This is a genomic window from Mycobacterium sp. 1081908.1, from assembly GCF_001673535.1.
GTDB lineage: Bacteria > Actinomycetota > Actinomycetes > Mycobacteriales > Mycobacteriaceae > Mycobacterium.
In genome coordinates, this window is record NZ_LZLY01000143.1 from 22,633 (window position 1) to 46,962 (window position 24,330).

The window sequence follows — 24,330 nt, forward strand, 5'->3', positions numbered from 1 at the left end:
CGGCCAGGAGGCGACGATGACTTCTTTGGAATTGCCCAGCGGCGGGACGGCTGATTTCGCGGGGGGCGATGTTTATTTCATCGGTAACGCCACCACGTTGATCCGTTTCGCTGGGTTGACGATCCTCACAGATCCGGCCTTCCTGCACAAGGGCGAGCACGTGAATCTGGGGCATGGCATCTGGGCCCGGCGCGACGTCGAGCCGGCCTGCCAGATCGCCGATCTGCCACCGATCGACCTGATCGTCCTATCGCATTACCACGGTGATCATTTCGATGATGTCGCCGCGCGGGAGCTCGACAAAACACTGCCCATCGTCTCGACGGCCGACGCCGTGGACAAGCTAAGCGCTCTGGGTTTCGAGCGGGGCTATCCGCTGGACACCTGGGGATCCCTGGTGGTGCGAAAAGGCGAGGCGACGCTGAATATCACCGCCATGCCGGGCAAGCACTCTACGGACGAGGCGGTCAACGACCTGCTGATGCCCGTCAACGGGCACTTGCTTGACTTCAGCCGAAACGCAGATCACCTCTACCGGCTCTACATCACCGGCGACACGATGCTCGTCGATGCCCTCGACGAGATCCCGCGCCGCTACCCCGACATCGACCTCGGACTGATTCACACGGGTGGCACGACGTTCCTGGTCACGGTGGTCACCATGACGGGCGAGCAGGGAGTCAGGGCCGTCGAAATCACCAAACCTCGCACCGCCATCCCGATCCACTACAACGACTTCTCGGTATTCCTCTCGGGCCTCGACGACTTCAAAAAGGCGGCGCAGGCCTCGGCGACGACCACGAAATTCGTCTACCTCGCTCACGGTGAGACATACGCTTTCAAGCCCAACGGGTGATCATCGATAGCCCGGCAGGTCCGGCACCCCGCTGGCGGTCAACCAGCCTCCGCCGTCGACGACCAGGACGGCTCCCGTCACATAGGACGCCGCGTCGCTGGCCAGGTACAGCACCGCTTCCGCGACCTCCGTGGTGGATCCGGGACGCCGCAGCGGGTTCTGGGTGGTGCGGTGCTGGGCATCGCCGGTGATTCTCTTGACGCCCTCGGTGCCGGACATCGCGCCGGGGGCAACGACATTCACCCGCACCCCGTCGGGCCCCCATTCGATCGCGCAGGCGCGGCTCAGCGCGTCGACGCCGGCCTTGGCCGAAACGACGTGCGCCTGCAGGGCCATGCCGCGATACTGGATCGCGGCGCTGATGTTCACCACCGCGCCGCCGTGCTCGCGCAGCCACAGGTCGTACGCGACCTTCGACACGTTGAAGGTTCCGAGCAGGTCGATGTCGACCACGGCCTTGAATCCCTTTGGGCTGAGGTCGCTTATCGGCACAGGGAAGTTCCCGGCGGCATTGTTCACGACGATGTCGAGTTGGCCGTAGGTTCGCAGCACCTCCTCGACGACGGCCGTCACCTCGTCCTCGCGGCGGACGTCGCACACGCCATAACAGGCCTCAATCCCCTCGTCCCGCAACGTCGCAACCGCCGCTTCGAGATTGGGTTCCTTCCGGCTGCAGATCGCGACGCGGGCGCCGTGGTTGCCCAGAACGCGGGCGACCTCCAGGCCGAGCCCGGTGGCGCCGCCGGTGACCAACGCGACCTTCCCCTGCAGCAGGTCAGCCCGGAACGGACTGCGGCGGGTGTTCATGGTCGCGGCAACCGCTGTTCGGGGTTAACCGCTCTCGCGTGATACGTAGACCGCGACATAACCGATCGGGATGCCGGTCCGGTTCGCGATGCACTTCCGCGCCCCGAGCTCCACCGCGGCCCGACGGCTCACGCGGGCGACCCCACCGATCTCGGGGATCCGGACGATCCACCCGTCCGTAACGCGGCTGACCTCGATGTCGAAGCACTGGCCGACCGTCGGGCACTGTAGGCGGCGAGCGACCCGGCGCGTAGCGCTGGTGCGAATCAGGTTTGGCCGCCGCAAAGTGGGCTGTATGGGCATGGCTGCTTTCCCGAGTCGAAGAGGAACCGCGCGCAAGAGTAATGCGACTCAGGCCCAAAAACCTAATCGTGCCAGGCCGCCTCAGCTGTCCCAGCTCGGTATTAGGCCCAACGTGCGCATCAGCTGGCCCTCGAACCCGGTGAGCAACGAGACGCCGGTGACCGGCGACTGAGGCAGCGGGAAGTTCAGGCCGGGGTCGAGCGCAGGATTGAACGGGTAGCCGGTGGGCATCATCGACGGCGGTAGGAACCCGAGATCCACCAGGGCGGCCTGCGGGCCCTGGACCGCGCCGTGCACCAGATCAGGGACGATCGTGAACGGGTTCGGCAGCTCGAACAGGCTGGCGGGAGTGGGGATGTCGGCGTACTCCCCCGACCCGTAGCCCATGTCGACGATCACCCGCAGGTCCGGCTGCAGCAGATCGGCCAGCGCGTTGCCGAACGGCTGCGGCACGTACAGGCGTAGCGGCGCGACCAACGGCAGGTTCTGCGTCAGCAGCTCGTAATACCTGGTTTCGCCCGCATAGCCGGGCGACGTCGGCAGTTGGATCGCGTTGGCGATCTGGCCCGGCGTCGGGTCGACGTAGTCGTGCGTCCCATGGAAGAGCGCGAACCCCATGAACGCGTTGAGATCGCTGACCGGGTTCAGCACGTACTTGGGCAGGTTGGTCACCATGTCGTACTGATTCGAGAAGATCACGGTCGGATAGGGCGAGTTGGGGGGCGTCGCCCCGTTCATCAGCACGTCGACCAACGGGATGTACAGGCCGGGGAAGCGTTCGAAGAACCCGCCGTTGGGGTTGCCGGGATCACCGGTCAAAAAGAACGACAGTTTGCTCGGATCCGGCGGGTTGGCCATCGCCATGAGGTTGCGGATCTCGTTGGTGGCCACCAGCGAACTTTGTGAGGTGCCGTAGACGACCACCTTGTTGCCCGCCGCGAGTTCGGCGTTGATGTCCGTGTTGAGCAACTGCACGCCCTGCGCCACCGATTGCCCCAGTGTGAGGTTCCCGAGCTGCGGGGTGAACGGCCAGAACTGCTCCGGCGTATAAATCGCCTGCCCCGAGGCCCCCAGCAGTGGCGACAGCGTGGGGTTGTCGAGGAAGTTGGCCATGATCGAGCTGACGTACTTGGCGTCCGGCAGGGGGAACGTGGTGCCGCCGACGATCAGCGCCACCGAGCTGTTCGACGGCACGTTCAGCGGCGGGATGCTCGTGGGGGCGGGGTTCTCGGCCTGCGCGGCGAACGAGGCGAGGGGCGCTTCCAGCTCGCCGATCGCGTCGCGCAGCGCCTGCTGCGCGGCCTGCTCGGTCGCGGTGTAGGCGACGCCCGCCTCGGTCAGCAGGTGTATCAGCCGCTGCTCGAACGCTTGGCCCTCCGCGGCCAGCTCTCGATAGATCCTCGATTGATTGATGAACAGCGGCGTGATCGCCGCGCTGACCTCGTCGGCGCCCGCGGGCGCGATGCTGCTCGCCCGGAGCGCCGCGAGGGCGTTGGCCTCCTCCAGCGCGGCACCGATGTTGCCGACGTCCTCCGCCGCCGACGCCAGCCCCTGAAGAACAACCTGCACCCGGACCATTCTGGCCAACGGCGAGCAGGTCCGCGGCACTTTCGCGGTTGGCCTCTAGACTGGGCCGGCGGAAGCGCGACTGAAGGTGAAGAACCGGTGAGGACCCTTACGAAAATCGCCGCCGGCGGGCTCGTCGTCTCGGCGTTGCTGTTCGGCTCGGGCGTTGCCCACGCCGATAGCTTCCAGGAAAAAGAAAAACAGGCATGCCAGCTGATGGACGATCCGGCCGGCCCCGAATCAGGTTATGCCCCAGCCGAATACGCGTTCATGACGCTGCGCGCCAAGATGTCGGCCGAGGACGCGCGGAACGCCATGTCTCAGGGCGCCCAGGACTTTTGCCCAAACCACATCATCGACCTGCCCGCGAGCTGGCGGTAGTACCTAGGACCTCGACGTCTTAGCAGCTCAGCAGTATCTTTATTCAGCGGAAATTCATACGGTTCGCATGAGATAGTCACCAAAGCCGCAAACCGAGCCAGGTGCGCCTTGCCGGTTTCGGACAGCGCGATCAAAGGTGGCTGGACATGTCCAGTGCGCGTGGCCCGCCGAGAACTCAACTAAGCCGCCGGCGCCCGGAAAACCCGGAGCTGCCGCGATACCCAATCTGTCCCGCATCACCCGGCGCGCCTTGTCCTGCGCCGCCAAAAAGGGGGGGTTTGCCACCGAAGTCAAGCTAAGGAGATGTGACACAATGGATTTCGCGATACTACCCCCGGAGATCAACTCCGCCCGGATGTACGCCGGCCCAGGGGCGGGTTCGATGCTGGCCGCCGCGGGCAGCTGGGACTCGCTGGCCGCCGAATTGACCACCACGGCCGAGACCTACCAATCGGTGGTCTCGGGCCTGACCACCTTGAACTGGCACGGCCCCGCGTCGGAGTCGATGACGGCCACCGCGACGCCCTACATCGGTTGGCTCTACACCACCGCCGAGCAGACGAAGCAGACGGCCATGCAGGCCAGGGCCGCCGCGGCGGCCTTCGAGCAGGCGTTCGCGATGACCGTGCCCCCGCCGGTGATCGCGGCCAACCGCACCCAGCTGGCTTCGCTGATCGCGACGAACTTCTTCGGCCAAAACACCGCGGCGATCGCCGCTACCGAGGCGCAGTACGCCGAGATGTGGGCCCAGGACGCCGCCGCGATGTACGGCTACTCCAGCTCCGCCGCGGCCGCGGCGACGTTGGCGCCGTTCACGCAGCCGAACCAGACCACGAACCCGGCGGGCGCGTCCGCCCAGTCGGCCGCGGTCGCGCAGGCCAACACAGTGCAAGGGCTCGCAGCCGGGCCGATCTCTCAATCGCTCCAAAACTTGTGGAACAACTTTTTGCAGGGCATCGCAGGCTTGGCGCCTGGGAGCGAGATTGGCGATCTGATCGGGCCCGACGCCAACATCTGGGGCGACCTAGCGTCGAGTGGTGTATTCCAGCTACCGACCGCGCTGAACATTGCCAGTTTTGTCGGCAAAGACGCCGTCGACGCAGACACCATTGCAGGCGGCATCGGTGGCTTGACTAAGCCAATTCCTATCGCGCTGCAACCGATCGCGACCACGAGCGGGTTTAGCAGTGGCGGAGGCGGCGTGTCGGCGATCCTCACCGGCGCCAAGTCGATCGGGCCGATGTCGGTGCCGGCGAGCTGGTCCACTCCGGCGGTCAGCCACATATCTGCCCTGTCGGGCACCGGATTGACCACGCTGCCGGGAACCGAGGAGGCAGTCGGGGCGGGTATACCCGGCGTGCCCGGAATGCCGGCGGCCGCGCGAGCCTCGGGCGTCATACCCCGATACGGAACCCGGCTGACGGTGATGCCACGCCCGCCCGCGGCAGGGTGACCAGGCCCTAAATGCGTATCAGTTCTCCACGAGGTCGGGGATAGGCTCCGCGTCCGTCAGCCAATGCCGTCCGGCCTGGCGCGCCGCCTCCCACTTGGGGACGCTCACCGCATCGTCCTGTCCCAGGTCCTCGGGGGTGGGGCCGATGCGCTCGACCAGACCCGCGAGCGCACCCACATCGAAGTTGTACACCTCGGCCGCGGTAAGCCCGAGGATTTGTCGGGTCTCGTCGATTGGAATGTCCCAGAACGAGCGCCGCAACCAGTCGCGGGTATGCGGCCAGGTTCCTTCCGGGTGAGGATAATCGTTGCCCCACAGCATGTTTGGAACACCGATCTCGTAGCGACGGGCCAGTTCCCGGCGCTCGGTCGTGGTGGCACCGATGAAGCAGTTCCGGTCGAAGTACGCCGAGGGTGGCATCGTCAGATCGCCCTCCAGCAGACGGCTCATCTTCTTGGCCGAGTGTTCGCGCATGAACCGGGTGTCCATCAGCCACAACAGATCGTTGGCCCAGTAGGCACCGCACTCGGTGGCCCCCCAGCGCAGGTTCGGGAAGCGCTCGAACACGCCGGCCCACAACGCGAACCACAGCGGCCGGACTCCCCACCAGCGCACCTCGGTCGTGTAGATACCCAGGTGTGGGCCGTACTGCTCACTCGGGGCGGGACCGACGTGCGTGTGAACCGGCATCTGCAGGTCCTGGCAGGCGGCCCACACCTTGTCGTAACGCCGGTCGTGGTAGGGCGGATAGTCACCCCAGAGCACCGGAATCATGATGCCGCCGCGCAACCCGGCCTCGGCCGCTCGTGCGATCTCGGCCACCGCCGCGTCGACGTCCGCCAGTATCGGCACGACGGCGACGCCGGCCCGCCGCTCGGGACTGTGGCTGCACAGCTCGGCCAGCCAGCGGTTGTGGGCCCGCGCGCCGGCCATCGCACGTCCCGGATCCAGGTCGCCAGACTGCCCCAGGCCCGCACCGAACGGAGCCCCGGCGACACCGGTGACGGCGTCGGCGTCGGGAAAGATGACCTCACCGGCGACGCCGTCGCCGTCGAGTTCGCGGTCGCGCTGGGCGACGTCCCAGCCACCCGCGATGCCGTCTCCGTGTTCGTCGAACCACTGCTCGGCGAACTCCTCGTCGATGAATCCGCCCGCCTGGGCCGCGGCGGTCTTCTCGGCCAGGTAAACCTCGAAGTCCTCCCGGTATTCGGGGTCGATGTATTCGCGGTACCGCTCAGTGGGCAGCTCGGCGTGGGTGTCTGCGGAGATGATCAGATAGGGCTCCACGGTGATCCTTTCGCTACCAGGCACGAATCGGGTCGGGCTCGAAGACGGTGCTGCTCGCGTCGACGGGCACGGCCGCGAGCGGCTCGGCGACCTCGGCCACGGTCGGGCCGATGCGGTCGACAAGGGGCGCGAGGGTGTCGAGGTCGAAGCCGTAGACGGCCGCTGCATTCCCGCCGACCATGGCCGCCACCTCGTCGGCCGGGACACCGCTGAAGGTGTGGCGCAACGCTTCTCGGGTGTAGGGGGCGGTGCCCTCCAGGTGTGGGTAGTCGCTTCCCCACATGATCCGGTCAACGCCGATCCGGTCGCGCTCGGCACACTCGACGGGCCGCATGAAGCTGGCGCCGACGTAACACTGGCGTGCCCAGAATTCGCTGGGGCGCAGCGTCAGCGAGCCGGCGGTGGGCCCGGCGAACCGGGCGATCGCCGAGTTCTCTCGCCCGTAACGGGCCGCCGCCACGTCGAGCGAGTCGAGGGTTGCCGGTATCCATCCGGCGCCCTGCTCGGTGAAGACGACGGTGAGGTCCGGATGGCGATCCAGTGCGCCGCTGAAGATCAGGTGCCACAGCGCCCGGTGCGCAAACCAATGCGTCTCATATACCCACACCGCAAACGAGCTGCCCCATCCGTCCGTCGGGTTCGGTCCGGCGTTGCCGCCGTGGTGGTTGACCACCAAACCCGCCTCCGCGCACGCCGCCCAGAGCGGCTCCCAGTGCTCGGCGTAAAGCTGGGGAATGCCTGCGCCCGGCGGGATCCCGGGCAGCAGCACACCGCCGCGCAGGCCCAGCTTGGCGATCTGCGCGATCTCGGCGACGGCCTCGTCGAGGTCGCCGAGCAGGATCTGGCCCACCCCGGCGCGCCGCTCGGGCGACAACGAGCAGAAGTCGGAAAGCCAACGATTGTGCGCACGCAGCCCCGCCCACCGCAGCTCGAGCTCCCGGGCGTCCACCGGTTGGGGCGCGGCCAGACTCGCCTGAGGAAAAAACGGTGGCACGGTGTTGGGAAAGATGACCTCCCCCGCGACGCCTTCGACGTCCAGATCCGAGTTTCGTCGAGCGCTGTTCCAGTTGCGCTCGGCGTCGGCCTCCGTGAGGTCTCCGAACGGGTTGACGTATGCCTTTGCCCAGCAGTCGAATTCGTCCCGGTACTGCGGATCGAGGTATTCGCGGTAGTCGAGCAGGTCAGCGCCGGCGTGGCAGTCGGCCGAGATGACCGTGTACCGGTCCATGGCGCTAGGCCCGGGCCGGCTCGGGCCTGGGGGCCGCGAGCAGGGCCACGTCGTCGTAGCGCTGGTGCACGTACGGCAGCAGCCATTCCTGCGGCACGCGCTCCGCGATCCGCCCCACCTGGATGGTGCGCCGGCGACACCAGGTGATCGATGTGATCTGGCGAATCACGATGTCGGCCACCGGGTCCAGCGGTGACTCGCCCAATTCGACTGTGCCGTCGATGTTCTCCAGCAGCTCGTAGTGGCGGTGGTATTCGCCGTAGACCAGATGGGGGTCGGTGATGCCGCTGCCGTCGGGGGCGCGCAGGAACTTGAAATAGAACTCGGTGTTCACCTGATCGGGCGGCAACTCGGCCGGGCCGGTGACCCGGCCGCCCACTCGGATGAGCTGATTGCCCAGCCGCTCGACGGTGGCGCTGACGCGATCGCCCTCGCGCTGCACCTCGATGTTGGCCAGTTTCTTTGGCTCGCCGAATGTTTCGCGCCCGCCGGTGACCGACTGTTCGGTGGACTGGGGCATGAATAGCGGATAGTCACCGTCCAGTTCGCCGTGCCGGGCGGTCACCGAGAACACTGCCGACCCGAACGGCGGCCTACCCTCTATCTGCACCCGCTGTAACTGAACACGCACCAGCGGTTCGGCCGCCGGCGCCAGCGGCTTGGGCAGCACGGCCGCCACGATCTCCGGATCGGTAAGGTAGGTGACGGTGATCGCCTCGGTGGCGATCGGCGCCTTGGTGGCGTCGATCTCGTGGTCGACTTGCGCCTCGGGCGCGCGAGGGCCGTAGCGGATTTCATTGGCGCTCAACGTGTTCCTCCTTCAGTTTTCTCGGCATTCTGGCCGAGGACGTCGACCAGGTAGTCGGGCTCGCCGCGGCCAAGGATCGATGCCGCCTTCTTGCTCACGACCTGATCGCCCGCTGTCGGCGGCCCCATCATCCAGAAGCGGTCCGCCCGAAGCCCTTCCACGACGAGGTCGGCGACCGTCTCGAGCGGGGTGAACTCGACGTGTGCGCCCGCGGCCTCGAAGCGGGCCACCACCTTTTCCAGTGTCTGGTCGGGTGTGCGGCGTTCCTGCGTCGCCGCGTACCGCTCCGGGCGGTGCCGCCACGACTCCCAGATGCCGGTGTTCAAGAAGCCGCCCGGGAAAAGGACGTGCGCCCGCACCCGCGTCCCGGTCATCTGCAGGTGGGTGTAGAGGCTTTCGGTCAGACAAAGCACGGCGGCTTTGGTCATCGGGTAGACGGCCGTTGCCGGCCCGCCCATGGCCCCCCGGGCAATTGGTGCGAATCCGCCGTTGCCCGAGCAGGTGTTGACGACGTGCCCTTCGCCCTGCTCGAGCAGGATGGGCACGAACGCCTTGATGCCATGGATGACGCCAAGCACGTTGACGTCGATCCCCCAGCGCCAGTCGGCGAGGTCGTGTTCCCACATGTAACCCTCTGAGACCCCGCCGGTGCCGGCGTTGTTGCACACCACGTGCACCGCGCCGAAGCGATCGAGCGCCTCCTTGGCCAGCGACTCGACCGAGGAATAGTCGGTGACGTCGGTGACCACAGCGACGGCGTCGATGCCGTCGTCAACGAGCGTCCGGGTCGCCTTATCCAGCGGTTCGGCCAGGACGTCGGCCAGCACCACCTTCATGCCCTCCCGGCCGAAACGCCTGCCCATGGCCTGCCCGATGCCCCCGGCTCCCCCGGTTACGACGGCGGCCTTGCCTCGAAGGTCTGTCATTGTGGCAATGGTCACATGGTCGCGCATGTCACCGCAAGAAGTCGCATTATGCGACCATTGACCGATGGCTCCGCGTCCCTCCCCGCAGACCGAACGGGTGGTGAAACTGTTCGAACAGCTGGCGGGCGAGGGCAGCCCGGGGATGACGCTGGCGGAGGTTTCGCGCCACTTGAGCGTCCACAAGGCCAGCTGCCACTCGATGCTGTCCGAACTGCTCCGGGCCGGCTGGCTGCTGCGCGACCCGGTCCGCAAGACCTACCATCTCGGCCCCGCCCTGGTCCGGCTCGGCCGAGAGGCGGCGGGCCGCTATCCCGCCCTGGTGTTAGCCCGCTCCGCGATGGCCGAGCTGTCGGCCGCGACAGGCGCGCACTGCGTTGCCTTTTCGGTCAGCGAGGACTGCTCCACCGTCGTCGATCAGGTCCGAAGCCGCCACGGTGGCGGTCACCCGATGCCCGCCGGCACCCAGTTCCCACATCGCCCGCCGTATGGGGCGTCGACCGTCGCATGGACCGGGGCGGAGGCTCGGGAGCGCTGGCTGGCCGCATTGCCCGAGGATGTGCGCGATCGCTACCGCCGGGCCATCAGCGCTGCCAAGGAACGCGGCTACGCGGTCGGTCTGCACATCCTGCCCGATCTGCGCCTGCGGGAACTGGCGCAGATCGTGCGTCGCGCCGAGGTGCGTTCCACCCGGCTGAGCCAGCTGGCGCAGGAACTGACCGACGAGCTGATCCATCAGGAGGAGTGGTTCCCGATCAGCCTGGAACCCGATCGCACGTACGAGGTGAGCCACATCGACTCCCCTATCTTGGAGGCCGAATCCCGCATCGCCCTGATGCTCAGCCTGGTGCCCAGCGCCGAGCCGATGAGCGGCGCGGCGGTCACCCGCATGGGGACGCAGCTCGCCGCGGCGACCCGCCGGCTAAGCGAGGCGTTGACGGAAGAGTCTCCCTCCCCGTAGACCAAATGTATTGGTAGACAGCGCTTTCCCGGTACCTCTAGGATCCTTGCCATGCCTGACATCCATGCTTTGGTCACAGGGCGCTCCTTCTTGGAGGGTCCGCGTTGGCACGATGGCGCGCTGTACGTCTCGGACATGCACGGTGACGCCGTGCTGCGCGTCGGCGAAGACGGTGAAGTTCGCACCGTGGTCGAGCTGGAGCAGCCGTCGGGGCTGGGCTGGCTACCCGATGGCTCGATGTTGATCTCCTCGATGGCACGTCGCCGCGTGATGCGCTTCGACGGTGCGGATCTCGCCGTTCACGCCGACGTGAGCTCGTTCGCGTCGCACGAAATCAACGACATGTGCGTCGATCGCCACGGCCATGCCTTCGTTGGCCAGTTCGGCTACGACTACGCGGCGGGCGACACCCCGGTCGCCGCCGCCCTCTTGCGCGTCGACCCGGACGGCTCGGCTTGCGAAGTGGCCGGCGATCTCCAATTCGCCAACGGCATGGTGATCACTTCCGACGGGTCGGCCCTGCTGGTGGCGGAGAGTTTCGGACGTCGCATCACCGCGTTCGACCTAGCCGACGACGGCTCGCTCGGTAATCGCCGAGTGTGGGCCGAGCTGGAGGATTTTCCCGACGGCATCGCCATCGACGAAGACGATGGCGTCTGGGTGGCGAGCCCGGCGTTCGACCGGTTCGTGCGCGTGATCGAAGGCGGCGAGGTGACGGCAACCGTCGACACCCCGGGTCGCCACGCGATCGCATGCGAGTTGGGCGGTGCCGACGGGCGCACGCTGTACATGCTCACGGCCACCACGCTTGGTCAGCGCGTGGAGTCGCAGACTGCAATGGGTGCTGCCATCGAGACGACGCGCGTCTAGGACGACCACCCCCGACCACCCAGCCACAGCGGCGGCTCCTGGCCGTTGTACATGCTCTTGGGCTGCCATCGCTGTCTGCGCAACAGTCGACCGGCGTGGTGCTCGGCGACGTCTTTCAGGTACTCGACGTCGTCGCTGGTCCACGGATGCTGGCCGGTCCCGTCCAACGACCACCTCGGTTGGCCGTCCTGCTCATACCGGGTTATCCGGTAACGCCAGGCGACGTGCCTACCCTTGGCGTCAACCTCCCAGTCCAGCAGCCGCGGGCGGACGGCCTCGGGCGTCGACTGGAGCGATTCCCAGGGGTGGGTTATGCGGATCTCGACGAAGTCGCCACCCATGAATCAACCCTAATCGAATTGATAGAGCCCGCATCGGATCAAATTCGACGCGACCCGTGTTGAAGGTCCTGAGTACTGTGTCAACAAAGCTTTAGCCGCCAGGTTGCGGTGATGTTGAGGTGGAGCCATGAGCGACCTTCAGTCTCAATTTTCGGCCCTGAAGCGAACCGCTGATCCGGACGTCGCGGACGCCATCGCGCGGCTGATCGAGGACGGCGGAGATCGTGAGCTGAATCGAATCAACGCCCTGGACTTCTCCAAACGCACCGGCTTCGACGAAGAGAAGGTGATTTCCGGCTTCCTGCATGCCGCGCGGCTTGGCCTGTTCGATCTCACCTGGAACGTGCTGTGTCCCGGTTGCAGTGGCGTGCTCGACGCGCATGACACGCTGAAATCGCTGCGCGATGACGACTATCGCTGTGGATTATGCGCCTGCGGCTATGAGCCTTCCGTCGATGAGCAGGTCGAGGTGGCGTTTACGGTCAGTCCGAAGGTCAGGCGGATTGCCGCCCACGATCCCAACACGCTCCCGCTATGGGACTACTACACGCAGGTGTTCTGGAGTTCAGGCATCGATCTCGGCAAGGATTCTTTTGCTTTGCTGACCGGGGAAGCGACGTTGGATGCGATGGAGCTGGCCGCCGGCGAAAAGGCTGTGCTGTCGTTGGATCTTCCGCCGCAATTCATCATCGTTTTCGAGCCGGTGACGCATACCGCACATTTCATCGACGTCCAGGGCGAGCCGATCGAGGAAACTCAGCAACTCGGGCTGACCTTCGACAAAGCCCATCCGCCGACCGAGTCGATCACCTTGCGACCAGGTCCGTTGCGGCTCGCACTCGACAATCGGTGCAGCGTGCGGACACTGCCCACCGTCTTCGTCGCCGACGCGCTCCACGATGTGCTGGCCAAGCGCAGGCCGTTCCTCACCGCCAAGCGGATGCTGTCGAACCAGACGTTTCGCGATGTGTTCAAGGCCGACAATCTCACGATCGATCAGCGCCTCAAAATCACCTCGTTGACCTTTTTGTTCACCGATCTCAAGGGGTCGACTGCGCTTTATGAGCGGGTTGGCGACCTCGCGGCGTTCGACTTGGTGCGCGCGCACTTTCATGCGCTCCTGGAAATCATCGCGGCCGAAAAGGGCGCCGTTGTCAAGACCATTGGGGACGCCGTGATGGCGACCTTTATCCAGCCGGACCACGCGCTCGCCGCGGCCTTACGGATGCGCTCCGCAATGGACAAACTCAATGCCGAGCGCGGCAAGCGCGACCTGATCGTAAAGATCGGCATCCATGAGGGGCCGTGTCTCGCGGTGATGCTGAACGAGCGGCAGGACTATTTTGGCCAGACCGTCAACATCGCGGCGCGGGTGCAGAGCCTGTCGACCGCGCAGGAGATCCACCTCACCGGTCCCGTGATCGACGCGCCGGGCGTCGCCACCATCCTGGAGAAGGAGGCGATCCGACCGGTTCGGAAGGAGGCCGCCCTGCGCGGCATCGCCGACAAGATGGTTGTGTACGAGATTCCATAGCTCGCCGACCTGACGGGCGGGAATCACGTGAAAGTGTCTGCAGACAGCGGTTTTCGGTCTTCCTGCGTGCCGACCTCAGCGCTGGACCTCGGTGGCACGTTCGGAAACTTCTGCGTCACTGTGATCGACGAGGCCCTCGGCCTATCGTGGGGCGATGTCGATAGCCCAGCGCGAACGTTCCGCCATCGTCGGAATCATGCGGGCGGTGGGACCGGATGCTCCCACGCTGTGCGAGGGGTGGACCACCCGCGACCTTGCCGCCCACCTGGTCGTGCGCGAGCGCCGCCCTGATGCGTTGCCCGGCCTCGTGTTCGGGCCGCTGGCGTCACACACTGTGCGCGTGCAAGACCGGTTGGCCGCCACCACGCCATACGAGGACCTGGTCGAACTGCTTGCCTCGGGCCCGCCGGTTCTTTCGCTGTTCAAGGCGCTCGACCCGCTGGCAAGTATCCACGAGATGTTCGTCCATCACGAGGACCTCCGCCGTGCGCAAACCGGCTGGGAGCCAAGGGAACTCGATGCAAAAACCACAGCCGCGGTGCGCCGGCGCATCCCTTGGGTCAGCCGGGTCGGGCTGTCGAAGTCAATGGCAGCGCTGCCCGCTCGCCTGACGCTGAACACCCCCGACGGTCAGACGGTGGTGGCGGTCGGTAACGGTTCGCCGGTAACCGTGACCGGCGAACCGCAAGAACTGTTGCTCTTCGCGTTCGGCCGCAACGCCGTCCACGTCGACTTCAGCGGGGACGACGAGGTGGTCGCCGAGGTGCGGGCCGCCAAGCGGGGCTTTTGAGCGGCGCCCGCGTGACGTCTTGCGACGCTAGCCGCTGTCCGGTGCACGACACGGACGCGGTTTGATATCACTTCAAACACGCCATCTTTTAACACCAGTCACGTTGTTAACATCACGCGATGGACTTGTCGGCGTGTCTAAACCTCCGGCGGCCGCGCCCAATTTCCCGGCGTGACGTATTGCGCTACACCATCGCCATGTCCGCACTGCCAGGATTGTCCGCGGCGGCGGCAGGTTACGCCGTCCCGACGGCGGCTGCCGTCCCGACGGCGGCCGTCGCCACTCCCAAACTGATCGACTTCGCCATGCGCCAAGTTCCAGCGGAGCAGATTCGAGCTGCCGGCTACGCCGGCGTCATCAACTACGTTTCGCTGTCGCGCCCCGGCTCGTCCATGGGTGCCAAGCCGATCACCCGGCCTTACGCCGAGCAGCTGACCGCTGCCGGGCTGATGATCGTCAGCAATTACCAGTACGGCAAGCCAGGCGGGACAGCACCATCGGACTTCAGACGCGGGTTCGACGGCGGCGTCGCCGATGCTCGCACCGCCTGGAAGCTGCATACCGCGGCGGGTGGCGGTCAGAGTGCCCCGATCTTCTTCAGTGTCGACGAGGACATAAACCACGACACCTGGAACAACCTGGCACTCAAGTGGTTTCGCGGAATCAATTCGGTGCTGGGAGTGCAGCGCACCGGCGTCTACGGCGGTCTCGATGTCTGCAAATGGGCCGCCGAGGACGGCGTCATCGGTAATTCGCGGACCCCCGGCCGCCGGTGGGCGTGGCAGACGAAGGCCTGGTCCCACGGTCAGGTCGACCCCGCCGCGGTCCTCTACCAACGGGTGGTGAGCACGGCGTCGAACCCTGGCCCAGTAGTCGGCGGACTCGAAGTCGACGTCAACGACGTCCTTGCCGACGATTGCGGTCAGTGGAACCTACATCCCTGAGCCTGGGGCGTCGTTATCCCTCGTCAGCGAGCCTTGACTGACGATATAGTCGTATGTGACGATTTCGTCATCCGGGTGCGACCTACGCAGCACCCTCGTCCTGTCCGTGCACGCGGGCGGGCATCGACCTCAACAATTAAGGCGATCTGTGGTGCACCGACCTCGCGACATTCCGTCATACCGGCCTGACGTCTACAGCACCTCGGCCATCCTCGACCCTTACCCGCACTACCGGACTCTGCGACGACTTGGCCCCCTCGTCTGGCTACCTCGCCGCCGGATGATCGCTCTGCCCCGGTACACCGAGTGCAAGGCCACCCTGCGAGCCGACGACGCGTACCTCTCCGGACATGGCGTCGCCGCCAACGCTGCTGCCAACCGGTTGTCCCGCGGCACCACGCTCAACAGCGACGGCGCCGACCACGACCGGCGTCGCAAGCTCGTTGCCCACCGGCTGATGCCCAGGGCGCTGCGTGGAGTATCCGCCGCTGTGGAAGCCGCGGCGGGCGCCATCGTCGACGTCGCGCTCACCAGGGGCCGGGTCGACGGTGTCGCCGATCTGGCGACCGCGCTGCCGCTGGCTGTGGTCCCGGATCTGGTCGGCTGGCCGCAGGACCAACGCGAGCACCTGATTCCTTGGGCCGCCGCGACCTTCGACCTCCTCGGACCGCTCAACCGTCAGGCGATCCGAGCCATCCCGCGCAGCATGCAGATGCTGCGCTTCGCGCGTGCTGTAGTGCGTGACCGAAACGTCCTGCCCGGCAGCATGGCTCACGAACTCTTGGCTGCCGTCGATGAAGGCAATCTGTCGTTCGAGGACGTGCCGCCGCTGGTAATCGACTACATCGCACCGTCGTTGGACACGACGATCAGCGCCATCTCCAGCGCGATCCACCTATTCGCGACCCACCCCGAGCAGTGGGAAGTCCTCAGAGCAGAACCAGAGTTGCTGTCGAACGCGATCAACGAGGTGGTGCGGTACGAATCCCCTGTGCGGGCGTTCACGCGGAAGACCGCCCGCAATACCTCTATAGCCGGAACGAACATCCCCGCCGGAACCCGATTACTGGTGCTGTATGCCTCGGCCAACCGCGACGAACGCGAATGGGAGACCTCTGAGGTGTTCGACATCCGCCGTGACGCTGGACGGCACATCGGGTTCGGCAACGGCGCTCATGCCTGCGCCGGCCAGGGTCTCGCCAGGATGGAGACCGCCGCCATCCTCTCCGCGATGCTCGAACGCGTCAAGCGCATCGAGGTCGACGGGACTCCAAAGTGGGCAGTCAACAACGTGATTCGGCGGCTCGAGGCGCTGCCGGTCAGGCTGATTGCGGCGTGACCTCGTTGCCGGACAGCCCAGGCATCGCCTTTGTCGGCCGGCGCGCACATGTGCCCGGCAGCGCGTCGCCCGAATCACCCCGGACGGCCCGACAATGGTCGAGCCACAGCTCCCTGCGCGGACCAACTCACCTACCGATTCGCCTCACCTCGGCCTGACGAGCTGGTGGGAGCGGGGCGCGAAGGGCCACTCCGTCAGTCAACGAGCGCCCGAATGAATGCTGTCTTGCTTGGTGGAGCTAAGGGGACTCGAACCCCTGACCCCCACACTGCCAGTGTGGTGCGCTACCAGCTGCGCCATAGCCCCAAGTCGTGCCCATCGAAGCTACACCACCCGCTACCGTCCTTCAAAGTTGCTGGTCAGACGGGCTCGAGCGCCGTACGCGTCTCCGGCGCCGGCACCCAGGCGACGGCGGCGATCAACAGGACAACCCCGCTGATTGCGAACGCCCAGCCGTAGCTCAGCCGCTCGGCGACCCAGCCGACCGCTATCGAGCCGACGATCGCGCCCAGATCCGACGCCATCTGCACCGCGGCCACCGGAGTGCCCGCGCGCGCCTCCCTGCCGAGGATGTCGGCGACGGCGGCCTGCATCGGCGACATGAAGATGCCCGTCGTCACACCGGACAGGCACCCGACCGCCATGAACGCCGGCAGCGACGTCGCGACGCCCAGCCCGGCGGTGGCCACACCGGACGCCGCCAGGCCGACGATCAACAACGTGCGCCGCCCCATCCGATCGGACAGGTAGCCGCTGGGGATGACCGCCAGGGCGTTGCCGGCCGCGAACGCGGCGAGCACCACGCCGATGACGCCGACGCTTCGGCCCATGACGTCGGAAATGAACAGCGGGACAAGCGCGACGCGCAGCCCGAACGCCGACCATCCCATCGCAAAATTCGACAACAGCGCCGACCGATACGCGCGGAACCCCAACGCCTCACGGATCGTCACCGTCGATCGCGTCGGCGGCAGGGGCGCGGCCAGCGCCGAGTTCCGCAACCCGTAGAACAGCACCACCACCACACCCAACAGTGCGACGCCGTAGACGATGAACGGAGCCGTCAGCCCCCAGCCCGCGGTCAGCGCGCCGACCGCCGGCCCGCCGACCGCGCCGATCATGAACGAACTGGTGAAAATGCCCGCGATTCGCCCGCGCGCATCGGGCGGGCTGATGTGGATCATCAGTCCCAGCGCCGAGACGTAAAACAGCGTCGACCCCACGCCGCTGATGGCGCGGAAAAGCAACAGTTGCCAGTACGCCTGCGAGAACGCACACGCGGCCGTCGACACCGCCACGATCAGCAAACCACCGATGTAGATCCGCCGTTCGCCCAACCGTTGTGCCAACAGTCCGCTTATCGGTGCGAAACACAGTCGGGTCAACGAGAAGACGGTGACCAAGAAAGTCACCGCCTCGATGCTGACCCCGAACGTGCGGGCGAAGGTGGGCATCGCCGGCGAAATGACGCCGTAGCCCAGTGCCACCATGATGTTGGCCCAGCTGAGGATCCAGACTTCGCGCGGAAGCCGCGCAGAAGAAGAGCCGCGTCCCCCCGGGCGGGCAAGTCGGAGGGAACAAGTCACCCAATGACTTTATTAACCACCTCGCGCGCGGCTTCCTGCACCTCGGCCAAATGCTCAGATCCGTTGAACGATTCCGCGTAAATCTTGTAGACGTCCTCGGTGCCCGACGGCCGCGCAGCAAACCATGCATTGGCGGTCGTCACCTTCAGCCCGCCCAGTGGCGCACCGTTGCCGGGGGCGCTGGTCAGCTTGCCGGTGATCGGCTCCCCCGCGAGCTCGGTGGCGGTCACCTCGTCCGGCGAGAGCTTGGCAAGGCGCGCCTTCTGGTCCCGGTCGGCCGGCGCGTCGACGCGCGCGTAGAACGGCGTGCCGTACTCGTCGGTCAGCTCCCGATAGCGCTGCGACGGGCTCAAACCGGTGGCCGCCAGGATCTCCGAGGCCAGCAGCGCCAGGATGATGCCGTCCTTGTCGGTAGTCCACACCGAGCCGTCACGCCGCAGGAACGACGCCCCCGCCGATTCCTCGCCGCCGAAGCCGATGGTGCCGCCGATGAGGCCGTCGACGAACCACTTGAACCCGACCGGCACCTCGACGAGCTTGCGGCCGATGCCGGCCACCACCCGGTCGATGATCGACGAACTGACCGCCGTCTTCCCAACGCCGATGCCGTCCGGCCACAAGGGGCGGTGGGTATAGAGGTAGTCGATCGCCACCGCCAGATAGTGATTCGGGTTCAGCAGCCCCTCGTCGGGCGTGACGATCCCGTGCCGGTCGGAGTCGGCGTCGTTGCCGGTGGCGATCTGGTAGCGGTCCGAGGTGGCGATGACGCGGATGAGCCCAGCCATCGCGTCCGGCGAGCTGCAGTCCATCCGGATCTTGCCGTCGTGGTCGAGGGTCATGAACCGCCACGTCGCGTCGACCAACGGGTTGACGACGGTCAGGTCCAGGCCATGCCGCTGGGCGATCTCGCCCCAATAGTCCACGCTGGCGCCGCCGAGCGGGTCTGCGCCGATGCGCACCCCGGCCTCGCGGATGGCGGCGACGTCCACCACGTTGGGTAGGTCGTCGACATAGGTGCCCAGATAGTCGTAGCGCTCGACGCTTCCCAGCGCGCGGGACAGCGGGACCCGCTTCACCTCCGCACCCCTGGCGCGCAGAATCTCGTTGGCCCGCTTGGCGATTGCGTTGGTCGCGTCGCTGTCCGCCGGGCCCCCGTTGGGGGGGTTGTACTTGAAACCGCCGTCGGGCGGCGGGTTGTGCGACGGCGTGACGACGATCCCGTCGGCCAGCCCGTCAGTGCGGCCGCGGTTGTGGGTCAGGATGGCGTGGCTGACGGCCGGCGTCGGCGTGTAGCGGTCGCGCGAATCGATCATCACGACGACGTCGTTGGCGGCCAGTACCTCCAGCGCCGACACCCACGCCGGTTCCGAAAGTCCGTGGGTGTCGCGGCCGATGAACAGCGGTCCCGTGGTGCCGTGAGCGGCGCGGTATTCGACGATGGCCTGGGTGATGGCCAGGATGTGCGCCTCGTTGAATGCGCCGTTGAGCGCCGACCCGCGGTGACCCGATGTGCCGAACACCACCTGCTGCGCAACGTCGTCCGGGTCGGGCTCGATCGAGTAATACGCCGTCACCAGGTGAGGCAGGTCGACGAGGTCTTCGGGCTGGGCCGGCTGACCGGCGCGCGGGTGGGCCATGGTTATCAATTCTGCGCGTTGCTGCAGTCGCGTGTCCCTCTATGCTGCGAAGCGTTCATCCGCTGGAAAGGAAGCGATGCGTGGCACGACCCGACTATCGCGAGCTGGCCGCGGTTTTCGTCGGCGGCGCGATCGGCGCCCTGGCCCGCGCGGCGCTGAGCACCGTCCTGGTCCGCGACACCGGCCAGTGGCCGTGGCCCACGTTCATCGTCAACATCGTCGGCGCCGCGCTGGTCGGTTACTTCACCACCCGGCTGCTGGAGCGGCTGCCGGTGTCGAGTTACCGCCGCCCGCTGCTCGGCACCGGATTCTGTGGCGGCTTAACGACTTTCTCGACGATGCAGGTCGAAACCGTGCGGATGATCGAGCACGGCCACTGGGTCATGGCCGCGGCCTACACCATCAGCAGCATCGTGCTGGGGTTCCTGGCCGTCTACCTCGCCACTGCTTTCGTTCGCCGAGTGCGGGTGCGCAGATGACGACCGTCCTGGTCTGGTCCGGCGTCGCGCTCGTCGGCGGCATCGGCTCGGTGCTGCGGTTCGTGATCGACCGCGCGGTGGCCCGCCGGGCGGCCCGGGCTTTTCCGTTCGGGACGCTGGCGGTCAACATCAGCGGCGCCTTCCTGTTGGGTTTCCTCGGGGAGCTGACGCTGAGCAAGGACGCGGCGCTGGTCGCGGGGACCGGCTTCGTGGGCGCGTACACCACCTTTTCCACGTGGATGCTCGAAACGCAGCGCCTCGGCGAGGAGCGCCAGACGTGGACGGCGCTGGCCAACATCGTCGTCAGCGCCGCGCTTGGCATCGCCGCCGTGGTGCTCGGGCAGTGGGTGGCGTCGCAGGTTTGAGCCCGGCGCTCAGGCCTCGCGGAGCTTGGGCACGTCGTCGGGGGTGCGGGGCAGCGCATACAGCGCCATCCGGCGATTCGACATGTCGTGCTCGCCCAGGAATACGCAACCGGCGCGCTCGCAGAATCGCCGCGCCGCCTTGTTCCGGTAATCGGGATCGAACATGATCCGGCGACACCGCGGTTCCTGGCCGAGCACGCTGGCCACGAAGTGGGGCAGCACGTACCCGGCGATCCCCCGATTCACGAACTCTTCGTCGGCGATGGCGGCATGTATCCCCAAGTCGTAGGGGTCTGCCTCGTAGCGGGTTGCAATGGAATCCTTTGCGGCCCGGTACAATTCGATGTAAGCGTGGTCTTGCCCGTCCTGGCTGGCGAAAAAGGGCCGGGAATAACTGCCGTCGAGTTGCGCACTGAGGTATCGGTGCCACCGCTGGGCCGGCCACGCGTATTCCCATGATTCGGCGAGGGCGGGCCGGTTCATCCACTCCGAGATCATCTCGGCGTCGGCGTCCGGGTCGGCAAGCCGGAAAGCGTATGGTGCGGGGACCTCGGCGACGCCGGGCGGCGCCGGCACGCGACGCACCTCGTCGCTGATATCGGTCAGTTCCCGCGGGAGGATCACTTCGGGTTCGCTCATATCAAACGCGCAGCCTACCCAAGCGCCCCGATCCACTTGTCGGCCAGCGCGGAAACCCAGCCGGCGACGGCGTCCGGGCGATCAGGCGGCGCCGCCACCAGGACCAGTTCGTCGACGCCGGCTTCGGCGAGCGCGCCGATGTCGTCGACACCCGGATCGCGCAGCGCCACCGACACCGACAGCTCCGCGCGGTCGCGCCCCGCCTCGGCACACAGCCGCTCGAGCGTGTCCATGCGTTCGCGTACGGCGGCCGGCCCGTCGACGTTAAACCCGTACCAGCCATCGCCCCAGGCGGCCACGCGCCGCAGGGCCGCATCGCTGTTGCCGCCGAGCACAATTGGGATGCGCCGCAACGGCTTTGGGTTGACCCGGATCGCATCGAAGCGGACGAATTCGCCGTCGAACGACGCGACGTCGTCGCGCCACAACGTGCGCATCGCCGACACGTATTCGGCGGTGCGCGCGGCGCGGTGTTCGAACGGCACCCCGAGCGCGGCGAATTCCTCTTTGGACCATCCGACGCCCACGCCCAGCGTCAGCCGCCCACCGCTCAGCCGGTCCAGGCTGGCGGCCTGCTTGGCCACCACCACCGGGTTGTGTTCGGGGAGCAGCAGCACGCCCGTCGCCAGGCCGATCCGGGACGACGCGGCGGCGGCGAAGCTCAGCGCGATCATCGGGTCGAGCCAATCCGCTTGCGCTGGAACGGCTATGACGCCGTCGTCGGAATAGGGGTAACGGGACGCGGGTCGATCCACCATGACGACGTGTTCACCGGCCCAGAGCGTGGAAAAGCCGCAACTGTCCGCGGCGGATGCGACGGCATCGATCACCGCCCGATCGGCACCGGTTCCGATTCCCAGCGCGTGCAATCCCAACCGCATTTCAATTGCCTTTGAGAAGCTTCGCCAGCACCGCCGCGTGACTGCCGTCGACCTCGCGAGCGGCGGTCACCAGAGTCACGACGCCGCGTCCGGCCAGCTTTCGCAGCTCCGCCAGGGCCGCACTGTCATGCAGCTCGTCGGTGTAGCGCGCCTGGAATTCGTCGAACCGTTCCAGGTCATGGTGGTACCACTCGCGCAGGTCCTTCGACGGCGCGACGTCCTTGCACCAGATGCCCACGCGGGGGTCGTCCTTGCGAACCCCCCGTGGCCAGATGCGATCCACCAGCACGCGCTGCCCGTCGTCGGGATCGAGATCGTCATACACGCGCGCCACCCGAATGCGGTTCTTGGCGCTCATGGGCTCAGGCTAGCGATCGTGTCGGTGGCTCGGGTATACTCGAACACATGTTCGAATGCGACGCCGACGAGGCCGCGCTCATCTCGGGAATCGCCCAGCTGGAGCGGGAGAAATCGGCGGCCGCCGCGGGCCAGGCGCGATTGGCCGTGGCGCTCGATGCGCTGCGCCGCTCGAACGAGGCCGACGCCGGCGTGCCGGCGGCACAGCGCGGCCGCGGGCTGGCCAGCGAGATCGCCCTGGCCCGACGGGATTCCCCGGCGCGGGGTGGCCGGCACCTGGGCTTCGCCAAGGCGCTGGTCCACGAGATGCCTCACACGCTGGCGGCGCTGGAATGCGGGGCGCTGTCGGAATGGCGGGCCACCCTGATCGTGCGCGAGAGCGCGTGTTTGGCCGTCGAGGATCGCCGCACCCTGGACGCCGAGTTGTGCGCCGACCCGGACAGCCTCGACGGCATGGGCGACGCGCGGGTAGCCGCCGCCGCCAAGGCGATCGCCTACCGGCTGGACCCGCACGCGGTGGTCGAGCGGGCGGCCAAGGCCGAGAACGAGCGGACGGTCACCATCCGGCCGGCGCCCGACACCATGACGTATGTGACCGCGCTGCTGCCGGTGACGCAGGGAGTCTCGGTGTACGCGGCGCTGCGCCGCGAGGCGGACACCCGCTGCGACGGGCGCTCACGCGGCCAGGTCATGGCGGACACCCTCGTGGAACGGGTCACCGGACGCGACGCGGCGGTCCCAACCCCGATCGCGGTCAACTTGGTGCTGACCGACGCAACGCTGCTGGGCGGCGACGACGCGCCGGCCGACCTCTGCGGCTACGGCCCCATTCCGGCGGCGGTCGCCCGGGCGATGGTCGCCGGCACGCTCGCCGACCGGCGCTCCCGGGCCACGTTGCGCAGGCTCTACGCTCATCCGCAATCCGGGGCGCTGGTGGCGATGGAGTCCCGGGCGCGCCTGTTCCCGCGGGGCCTGGCCGCCTTCATCGAGCTGCGCGACCAACGTTGTCGCACGCCCTACTGCGACGCGCCGATCCGGCACCGCGACCACGCGCAGCCGTGGGCCGAAGGCGGGCAGACCACGGCGGACAACGGCCTGGGCATGTGCGAGCTGTGCAACTACGCCAAGGAGGCCGCCGGGTGGCGGGTCCGCACCAGCACGGACGAAAACCACACGCACACAACGGAATTCACCACGCCGACGGGCAAGACCTACCGGTCGACGGCACCGCCGCGCGCGCCGACGATCGTGTTCAGCGATGCTGAACTACGAATCGGCGTCGCCCTGGCTCGACACGCCGCTTAGGCGCTCGAGGTCGATGACCTCGCCGCGATTGATGCTGACCCAGTCGCGCCCATCGAGATACGGGCGCAGGCTTCGGCCGATGAGATCGAGATCGGCGGCCGCCTTGGGCCGCTGCAGCTCGTAGACGTGCGGCAGTTCGGCCATCCCGGTGACGACGTTCCACAGCGTCAGCGCGGGCGGACCGGTCGGCGGGTCCACCAACACGGGCCCAAACAGGCATTGCCCCGACAGGAAAAGCGTCGGCACACCGAACCCGCCGGCATCGATGACGCGCTGATGTTCCTCGCGGATCTCGTCGTGGGTGGTGGGATCGTCCAGCGCCGCATCCAAAATCGCCGCGTCGACTCCGATGTCGCCCAGCAGCTTTCGCGCCACCGCCGGATCGTGCGGCTTGCCGCCCAGGGTGTGCAGTTCGCGTCCGATGGCGGCGTACCACCGGTCCAGCAGCGACATGTCCGTTCGGCGCAACAGCGCCCCGATCCGCATCAGCGACCAGCCGTAGGACCACTCCCGCTCCCACGGGTGCTTTTGGCCCTCCGAGCGGTTGATCTCCTCGAGGCTGAAGAACCGCCAATTGACGGTGATGCCGAGCTGCTCACGAACGTCGCGGATCCACAACGACGTCTGGTAGGCGAACGGGCACATGGGGTCGAAGTGAAAGTCCACGGTCCCGCTCATCGGACGCGCTCC

26 protein-coding genes and 1 tRNA gene are annotated in these 24,330 nt (G+C 67.0%); 12 read left to right on the forward strand and 15 right to left on the reverse strand.

The genetic code is table 11. The features are described 5' to 3' along the window. Window positions 1–16: 16 nt before the first annotated feature. A complete protein-coding gene (locus tag A5655_RS23455; RefSeq protein ID WP_067014275.1) occupies window positions 17–856 on the forward strand; it encodes an MBL fold metallo-hydrolase in 840 nt (279 codons plus the stop codon). Here A5655_RS23455 and A5655_RS23460 read toward each other — a convergent pair whose 3' ends face one another. The 3 genes from A5655_RS23460 to A5655_RS23470 all read right to left on the reverse strand — a co-directional run bounded on the left by A5655_RS23460 (window position 857) and on the right by A5655_RS23470 (window position 3,535). Then, window positions 857–1,663, reverse strand: coding sequence for an SDR family oxidoreductase (locus A5655_RS23460; protein WP_067014277.1), 807 nt, complete (start codon window positions 1,661–1,663; stop codon window positions 857–859). Between the two features lie 24 nt (window positions 1,664–1,687). Further along, entirely contained in the window at window positions 1,688–1,930 is a 243-nt protein-coding gene (locus A5655_RS29470; protein WP_067014490.1) for a long chain fatty acid-CoA synthetase Faa4p, read from the reverse strand. 117 nt (window positions 1,931–2,047) lie between these two features. Continuing rightward, window positions 2,048–3,535: a PE-PPE domain-containing protein gene (locus tag A5655_RS23470; RefSeq protein ID WP_231999257.1), complete on the reverse strand. Its 1,488-nt coding sequence runs from the start codon at window positions 3,533–3,535 to the stop codon at window positions 2,048–2,050. A 96-nt stretch (window positions 3,536–3,631) separates the two neighbouring features. Between A5655_RS23470 and A5655_RS23475 the strand changes: the two genes are divergently transcribed. Both A5655_RS23475 and A5655_RS23480 read left to right on the forward strand, forming a co-directional pair. After that, the gene (locus A5655_RS23475) at window positions 3,632–3,913 is read left to right on the forward strand and encodes a hypothetical protein (RefSeq protein ID WP_067014282.1); all 282 of its coding nucleotides are present in this window, start codon (window positions 3,632–3,634) and stop codon (window positions 3,911–3,913) included. A gap of 313 nt (window positions 3,914–4,226) precedes the next feature. Beyond that, on the forward strand, window positions 4,227–5,366 hold the full coding sequence (locus A5655_RS23480) for a PPE family protein (protein WP_067014285.1): 1,140 nt from the start codon (window positions 4,227–4,229) through the stop codon (window positions 5,364–5,366). 18 nt (window positions 5,367–5,384) lie between these two features. On the opposite strand, the gene A5655_RS23485 is transcribed toward A5655_RS23480, so the two are convergent. From A5655_RS23485 to A5655_RS23500, 4 genes are read right to left on the reverse strand one after another with little or no spacing between them, the layout of a single operon-like run. Further along, complete coding sequence (locus A5655_RS23485) at window positions 5,385–6,653, reverse strand: amidohydrolase family protein (RefSeq protein WP_067014288.1); 1,269 nt, start codon at window positions 6,651–6,653, stop codon at window positions 5,385–5,387. A 13-nt stretch (window positions 6,654–6,666) separates the two neighbouring features. Then, window positions 6,667–7,881 carry an amidohydrolase family protein gene (locus tag A5655_RS23490; protein WP_067014292.1) on the reverse strand — a complete coding sequence of 405 codons (1,215 nt, stop codon included), beginning with the start codon at window positions 7,879–7,881 and terminating at the stop codon, window positions 6,667–6,669. A 4-nt stretch (window positions 7,882–7,885) separates the two neighbouring features. After that, window positions 7,886–8,689 (reverse strand): acetoacetate decarboxylase family protein, encoded by an 804-nt coding sequence (locus tag A5655_RS23495; protein ID WP_067014295.1) that lies wholly within the window; start codon window positions 8,687–8,689, stop codon window positions 7,886–7,888. Next, window positions 8,686–9,615, reverse strand: a complete 930-nt coding sequence (locus A5655_RS23500; protein WP_067014493.1) for an SDR family NAD(P)-dependent oxidoreductase — start codon at window positions 9,613–9,615, stop codon at window positions 8,686–8,688. Before A5655_RS23500 ends, A5655_RS23495 begins: the two co-directional genes overlap by 4 nt. A 64-nt stretch (window positions 9,616–9,679) precedes the next feature. Between A5655_RS23500 and A5655_RS23505 the strand changes: the two genes are divergently transcribed. Further along, a complete protein-coding gene (locus A5655_RS23505) occupies window positions 9,680–10,573 on the forward strand; it encodes a helix-turn-helix domain-containing protein (RefSeq protein ID WP_067014298.1) in 894 nt (297 codons plus the stop codon). 51 nt (window positions 10,574–10,624) lie between these two features. Further along, the gene (locus A5655_RS23510; protein WP_067014301.1) at window positions 10,625–11,443 is read left to right on the forward strand and encodes an SMP-30/gluconolactonase/LRE family protein; all 819 of its coding nucleotides are present in this window, start codon (window positions 10,625–10,627) and stop codon (window positions 11,441–11,443) included. Here the strand turns inward: A5655_RS23510 and A5655_RS23515 are convergent. Further along, window positions 11,440–11,784, reverse strand: coding sequence for a hypothetical protein (locus A5655_RS23515; RefSeq protein WP_067014303.1), 345 nt, complete (start codon window positions 11,782–11,784; stop codon window positions 11,440–11,442). The two genes, A5655_RS23510 and A5655_RS23515, sit on opposite strands and share 4 nt — an antisense overlap. A 127-nt stretch (window positions 11,785–11,911) precedes the next feature. On the opposite strand from A5655_RS23515, the gene A5655_RS23520 reads away from it, so the two are divergent. The 4 genes from A5655_RS23520 (at window position 11,912) to A5655_RS23535 (ending at window position 16,391) form a co-directional block, all read left to right on the forward strand. Then, window positions 11,912–13,318: an adenylate/guanylate cyclase domain-containing protein gene (locus A5655_RS23520; protein WP_067014307.1), complete on the forward strand. Its 1,407-nt coding sequence runs from the start codon at window positions 11,912–11,914 to the stop codon at window positions 13,316–13,318. Between the two features lie 154 nt (window positions 13,319–13,472). Continuing rightward, a complete protein-coding gene (locus A5655_RS23525; RefSeq protein WP_067014309.1) occupies window positions 13,473–14,108 on the forward strand; it encodes a TIGR03085 family metal-binding protein in 636 nt (211 codons plus the stop codon). A gap of 119 nt (window positions 14,109–14,227) precedes the next feature. Next, complete coding sequence (locus A5655_RS23530; protein ID WP_067014312.1) at window positions 14,228–15,052, forward strand: DUF1906 domain-containing protein; 825 nt, start codon at window positions 14,228–14,230, stop codon at window positions 15,050–15,052. Window positions 15,053–15,332: 280 nt separating this feature from the next. After that, a complete protein-coding gene (locus A5655_RS23535; protein ID WP_369807241.1) occupies window positions 15,333–16,391 on the forward strand; it encodes a cytochrome P450 in 1,059 nt (352 codons plus the stop codon). 230 nt (window positions 16,392–16,621) lie between these two features. Here A5655_RS23535 and A5655_RS23540 read toward each other — a convergent pair. The 3 genes from A5655_RS23540 to pgm form a co-directional block, all read right to left on the reverse strand. Next, window positions 16,622–16,697: transfer RNA gene (locus tag A5655_RS23540), tRNA-Ala, on the reverse strand. Window positions 16,698–16,750: 53 nt separating this feature from the next. Beyond that, on the reverse strand, window positions 16,751–17,902 hold the full coding sequence (locus A5655_RS23545; protein WP_369807242.1) for an MFS transporter: 1,152 nt from the start codon (window positions 17,900–17,902) through the stop codon (window positions 16,751–16,753). Window positions 17,903–17,973: 71 nt separating this feature from the next. Continuing rightward, window positions 17,974–19,614: a phosphoglucomutase (alpha-D-glucose-1,6-bisphosphate-dependent) gene (gene pgm, locus A5655_RS23550; RefSeq protein WP_067014318.1), complete on the reverse strand. Its 1,641-nt coding sequence runs from the start codon at window positions 19,612–19,614 to the stop codon at window positions 17,974–17,976. Window positions 19,615–19,694: 80 nt separating this feature from the next. On the opposite strand from pgm, the gene crcB (A5655_RS23555) reads away from it, so the two are divergent. Both crcB (A5655_RS23555) and crcB (A5655_RS23560) read left to right on the forward strand, forming a co-directional pair. Next, a complete protein-coding gene (gene crcB, locus A5655_RS23555; RefSeq protein ID WP_067014499.1) occupies window positions 19,695–20,093 on the forward strand; it encodes a fluoride efflux transporter CrcB in 399 nt (132 codons plus the stop codon). Continuing rightward, window positions 20,090–20,458 carry a fluoride efflux transporter CrcB gene (crcB, locus tag A5655_RS23560; RefSeq protein ID WP_067014322.1) on the forward strand — a complete coding sequence of 123 codons (369 nt, stop codon included), beginning with the start codon at window positions 20,090–20,092 and terminating at the stop codon, window positions 20,456–20,458. Before crcB (A5655_RS23555) ends, crcB (A5655_RS23560) begins: the two co-directional genes overlap by 4 nt. Before the next feature lie 9 nt (window positions 20,459–20,467). Here crcB (A5655_RS23560) and A5655_RS23565 read toward each other — a convergent pair whose 3' ends face one another. Genes A5655_RS23565 through A5655_RS23575 form a run of 3 tightly spaced genes read right to left on the reverse strand, consistent with a single transcriptional unit; the run spans window position 20,468 to window position 22,336 of the window. Then, entirely contained in the window at window positions 20,468–21,097 is a 630-nt protein-coding gene (locus A5655_RS23565) for a GNAT family N-acetyltransferase (RefSeq protein ID WP_067014325.1), read from the reverse strand. 14 nt (window positions 21,098–21,111) lie between these two features. Continuing rightward, the gene (locus A5655_RS23570) at window positions 21,112–21,978 is read right to left on the reverse strand and encodes an LLM class F420-dependent oxidoreductase (protein ID WP_067014328.1); all 867 of its coding nucleotides are present in this window, start codon (window positions 21,976–21,978) and stop codon (window positions 21,112–21,114) included. Window position 21,979: 1 nt separating this feature from the next. Further along, window positions 21,980–22,336 carry a DUF488 domain-containing protein gene (locus A5655_RS23575; RefSeq protein ID WP_067014330.1) on the reverse strand — a complete coding sequence of 119 codons (357 nt, stop codon included), beginning with the start codon at window positions 22,334–22,336 and terminating at the stop codon, window positions 21,980–21,982. 47 nt (window positions 22,337–22,383) lie between these two features. On the opposite strand from A5655_RS23575, the gene A5655_RS23580 reads away from it, so the two are divergent. Beyond that, a complete protein-coding gene (locus tag A5655_RS23580) occupies window positions 22,384–23,640 on the forward strand; it encodes an HNH endonuclease signature motif containing protein (RefSeq protein ID WP_067014333.1) in 1,257 nt (418 codons plus the stop codon). Here the strand turns inward: A5655_RS23580 and A5655_RS23585 are convergent. Beyond that, on the reverse strand, window positions 23,602–24,318 hold the full coding sequence (locus tag A5655_RS23585) for a DsbA family protein (RefSeq protein ID WP_067014336.1): 717 nt from the start codon (window positions 24,316–24,318) through the stop codon (window positions 23,602–23,604). The two genes, A5655_RS23580 and A5655_RS23585, sit on opposite strands and share 39 nt — an antisense overlap. Window positions 24,319–24,330 lie beyond the last annotated feature (12 nt).

What these genes read in the sequence shown, in the direction of transcription:
- A5655_RS23585 (WP_067014336.1), bottom strand. Translation starts at nt 24,318, where the DNA reads ATGAGCGGGACCGTGGACTTTCACTTCGACCCCATGTGCCCGTTCGCC.
- A5655_RS23570 (WP_067014328.1), bottom strand. Translation starts at nt 21,978, where the DNA reads ATGCGGTTGGGATTGCACGCGCTGGGAATCGGAACCGGTGCCGATCGG.
- A5655_RS23520 (WP_067014307.1), top strand. Translation starts at nt 11,912, where the DNA reads ATGAGCGACCTTCAGTCTCAATTTTCGGCCCTGAAGCGAACCGCTGAT.
- A5655_RS23525 (WP_067014309.1), top strand. Translation starts at nt 13,473, where the DNA reads ATGTCGATAGCCCAGCGCGAACGTTCCGCCATCGTCGGAATCATGCGG.
- A5655_RS23515 (WP_067014303.1), bottom strand. Translation starts at nt 11,784, where the DNA reads ATGGGTGGCGACTTCGTCGAGATCCGCATAACCCACCCCTGGGAATCG.
- A5655_RS23580 (WP_067014333.1), top strand. Translation starts at nt 22,384, where the DNA reads ATGTTCGAATGCGACGCCGACGAGGCCGCGCTCATCTCGGGAATCGCC.
- A5655_RS23480 (WP_067014285.1), top strand. Translation starts at nt 4,227, where the DNA reads ATGGATTTCGCGATACTACCCCCGGAGATCAACTCCGCCCGGATGTAC.
- A5655_RS23575 (WP_067014330.1), bottom strand. Translation starts at nt 22,336, where the DNA reads ATGAGCGCCAAGAACCGCATTCGGGTGGCGCGCGTGTATGACGATCTC.
- A5655_RS23530 (WP_067014312.1), top strand. Translation starts at nt 14,228, where the DNA reads ATGGACTTGTCGGCGTGTCTAAACCTCCGGCGGCCGCGCCCAATTTCC.
- A5655_RS23565 (WP_067014325.1), bottom strand. Translation starts at nt 21,097, where the DNA reads ATGAGCGAACCCGAAGTGATCCTCCCGCGGGAACTGACCGATATCAGC.
- A5655_RS23505 (WP_067014298.1), top strand. Translation starts at nt 9,680, where the DNA reads ATGGCTCCGCGTCCCTCCCCGCAGACCGAACGGGTGGTGAAACTGTTC.
- A5655_RS23535 (WP_369807241.1), top strand. Translation starts at nt 15,333, where the DNA reads ATGATCGCTCTGCCCCGGTACACCGAGTGCAAGGCCACCCTGCGAGCC.
- A5655_RS23490 (WP_067014292.1), bottom strand. Translation starts at nt 7,881, where the DNA reads ATGGACCGGTACACGGTCATCTCGGCCGACTGCCACGCCGGCGCTGAC.
- A5655_RS23500 (WP_067014493.1), bottom strand. Translation starts at nt 9,615, where the DNA reads ATGACAGACCTTCGAGGCAAGGCCGCCGTCGTAACCGGGGGAGCCGGG.
- A5655_RS23455 (WP_067014275.1), top strand. Translation starts at nt 17, where the DNA reads ATGACTTCTTTGGAATTGCCCAGCGGCGGGACGGCTGATTTCGCGGGG.
- A5655_RS23510 (WP_067014301.1), top strand. Translation starts at nt 10,625, where the DNA reads ATGCCTGACATCCATGCTTTGGTCACAGGGCGCTCCTTCTTGGAGGGT.
- A5655_RS23460 (WP_067014277.1), bottom strand. Translation starts at nt 1,663, where the DNA reads ATGAACACCCGCCGCAGTCCGTTCCGGGCTGACCTGCTGCAGGGGAAG.
- pgm (WP_067014318.1), bottom strand. Translation starts at nt 19,614, where the DNA reads ATGGCCCACCCGCGCGCCGGTCAGCCGGCCCAGCCCGAAGACCTCGTC.
- crcB (WP_067014322.1), top strand. Translation starts at nt 20,090, where the DNA reads ATGACGACCGTCCTGGTCTGGTCCGGCGTCGCGCTCGTCGGCGGCATC.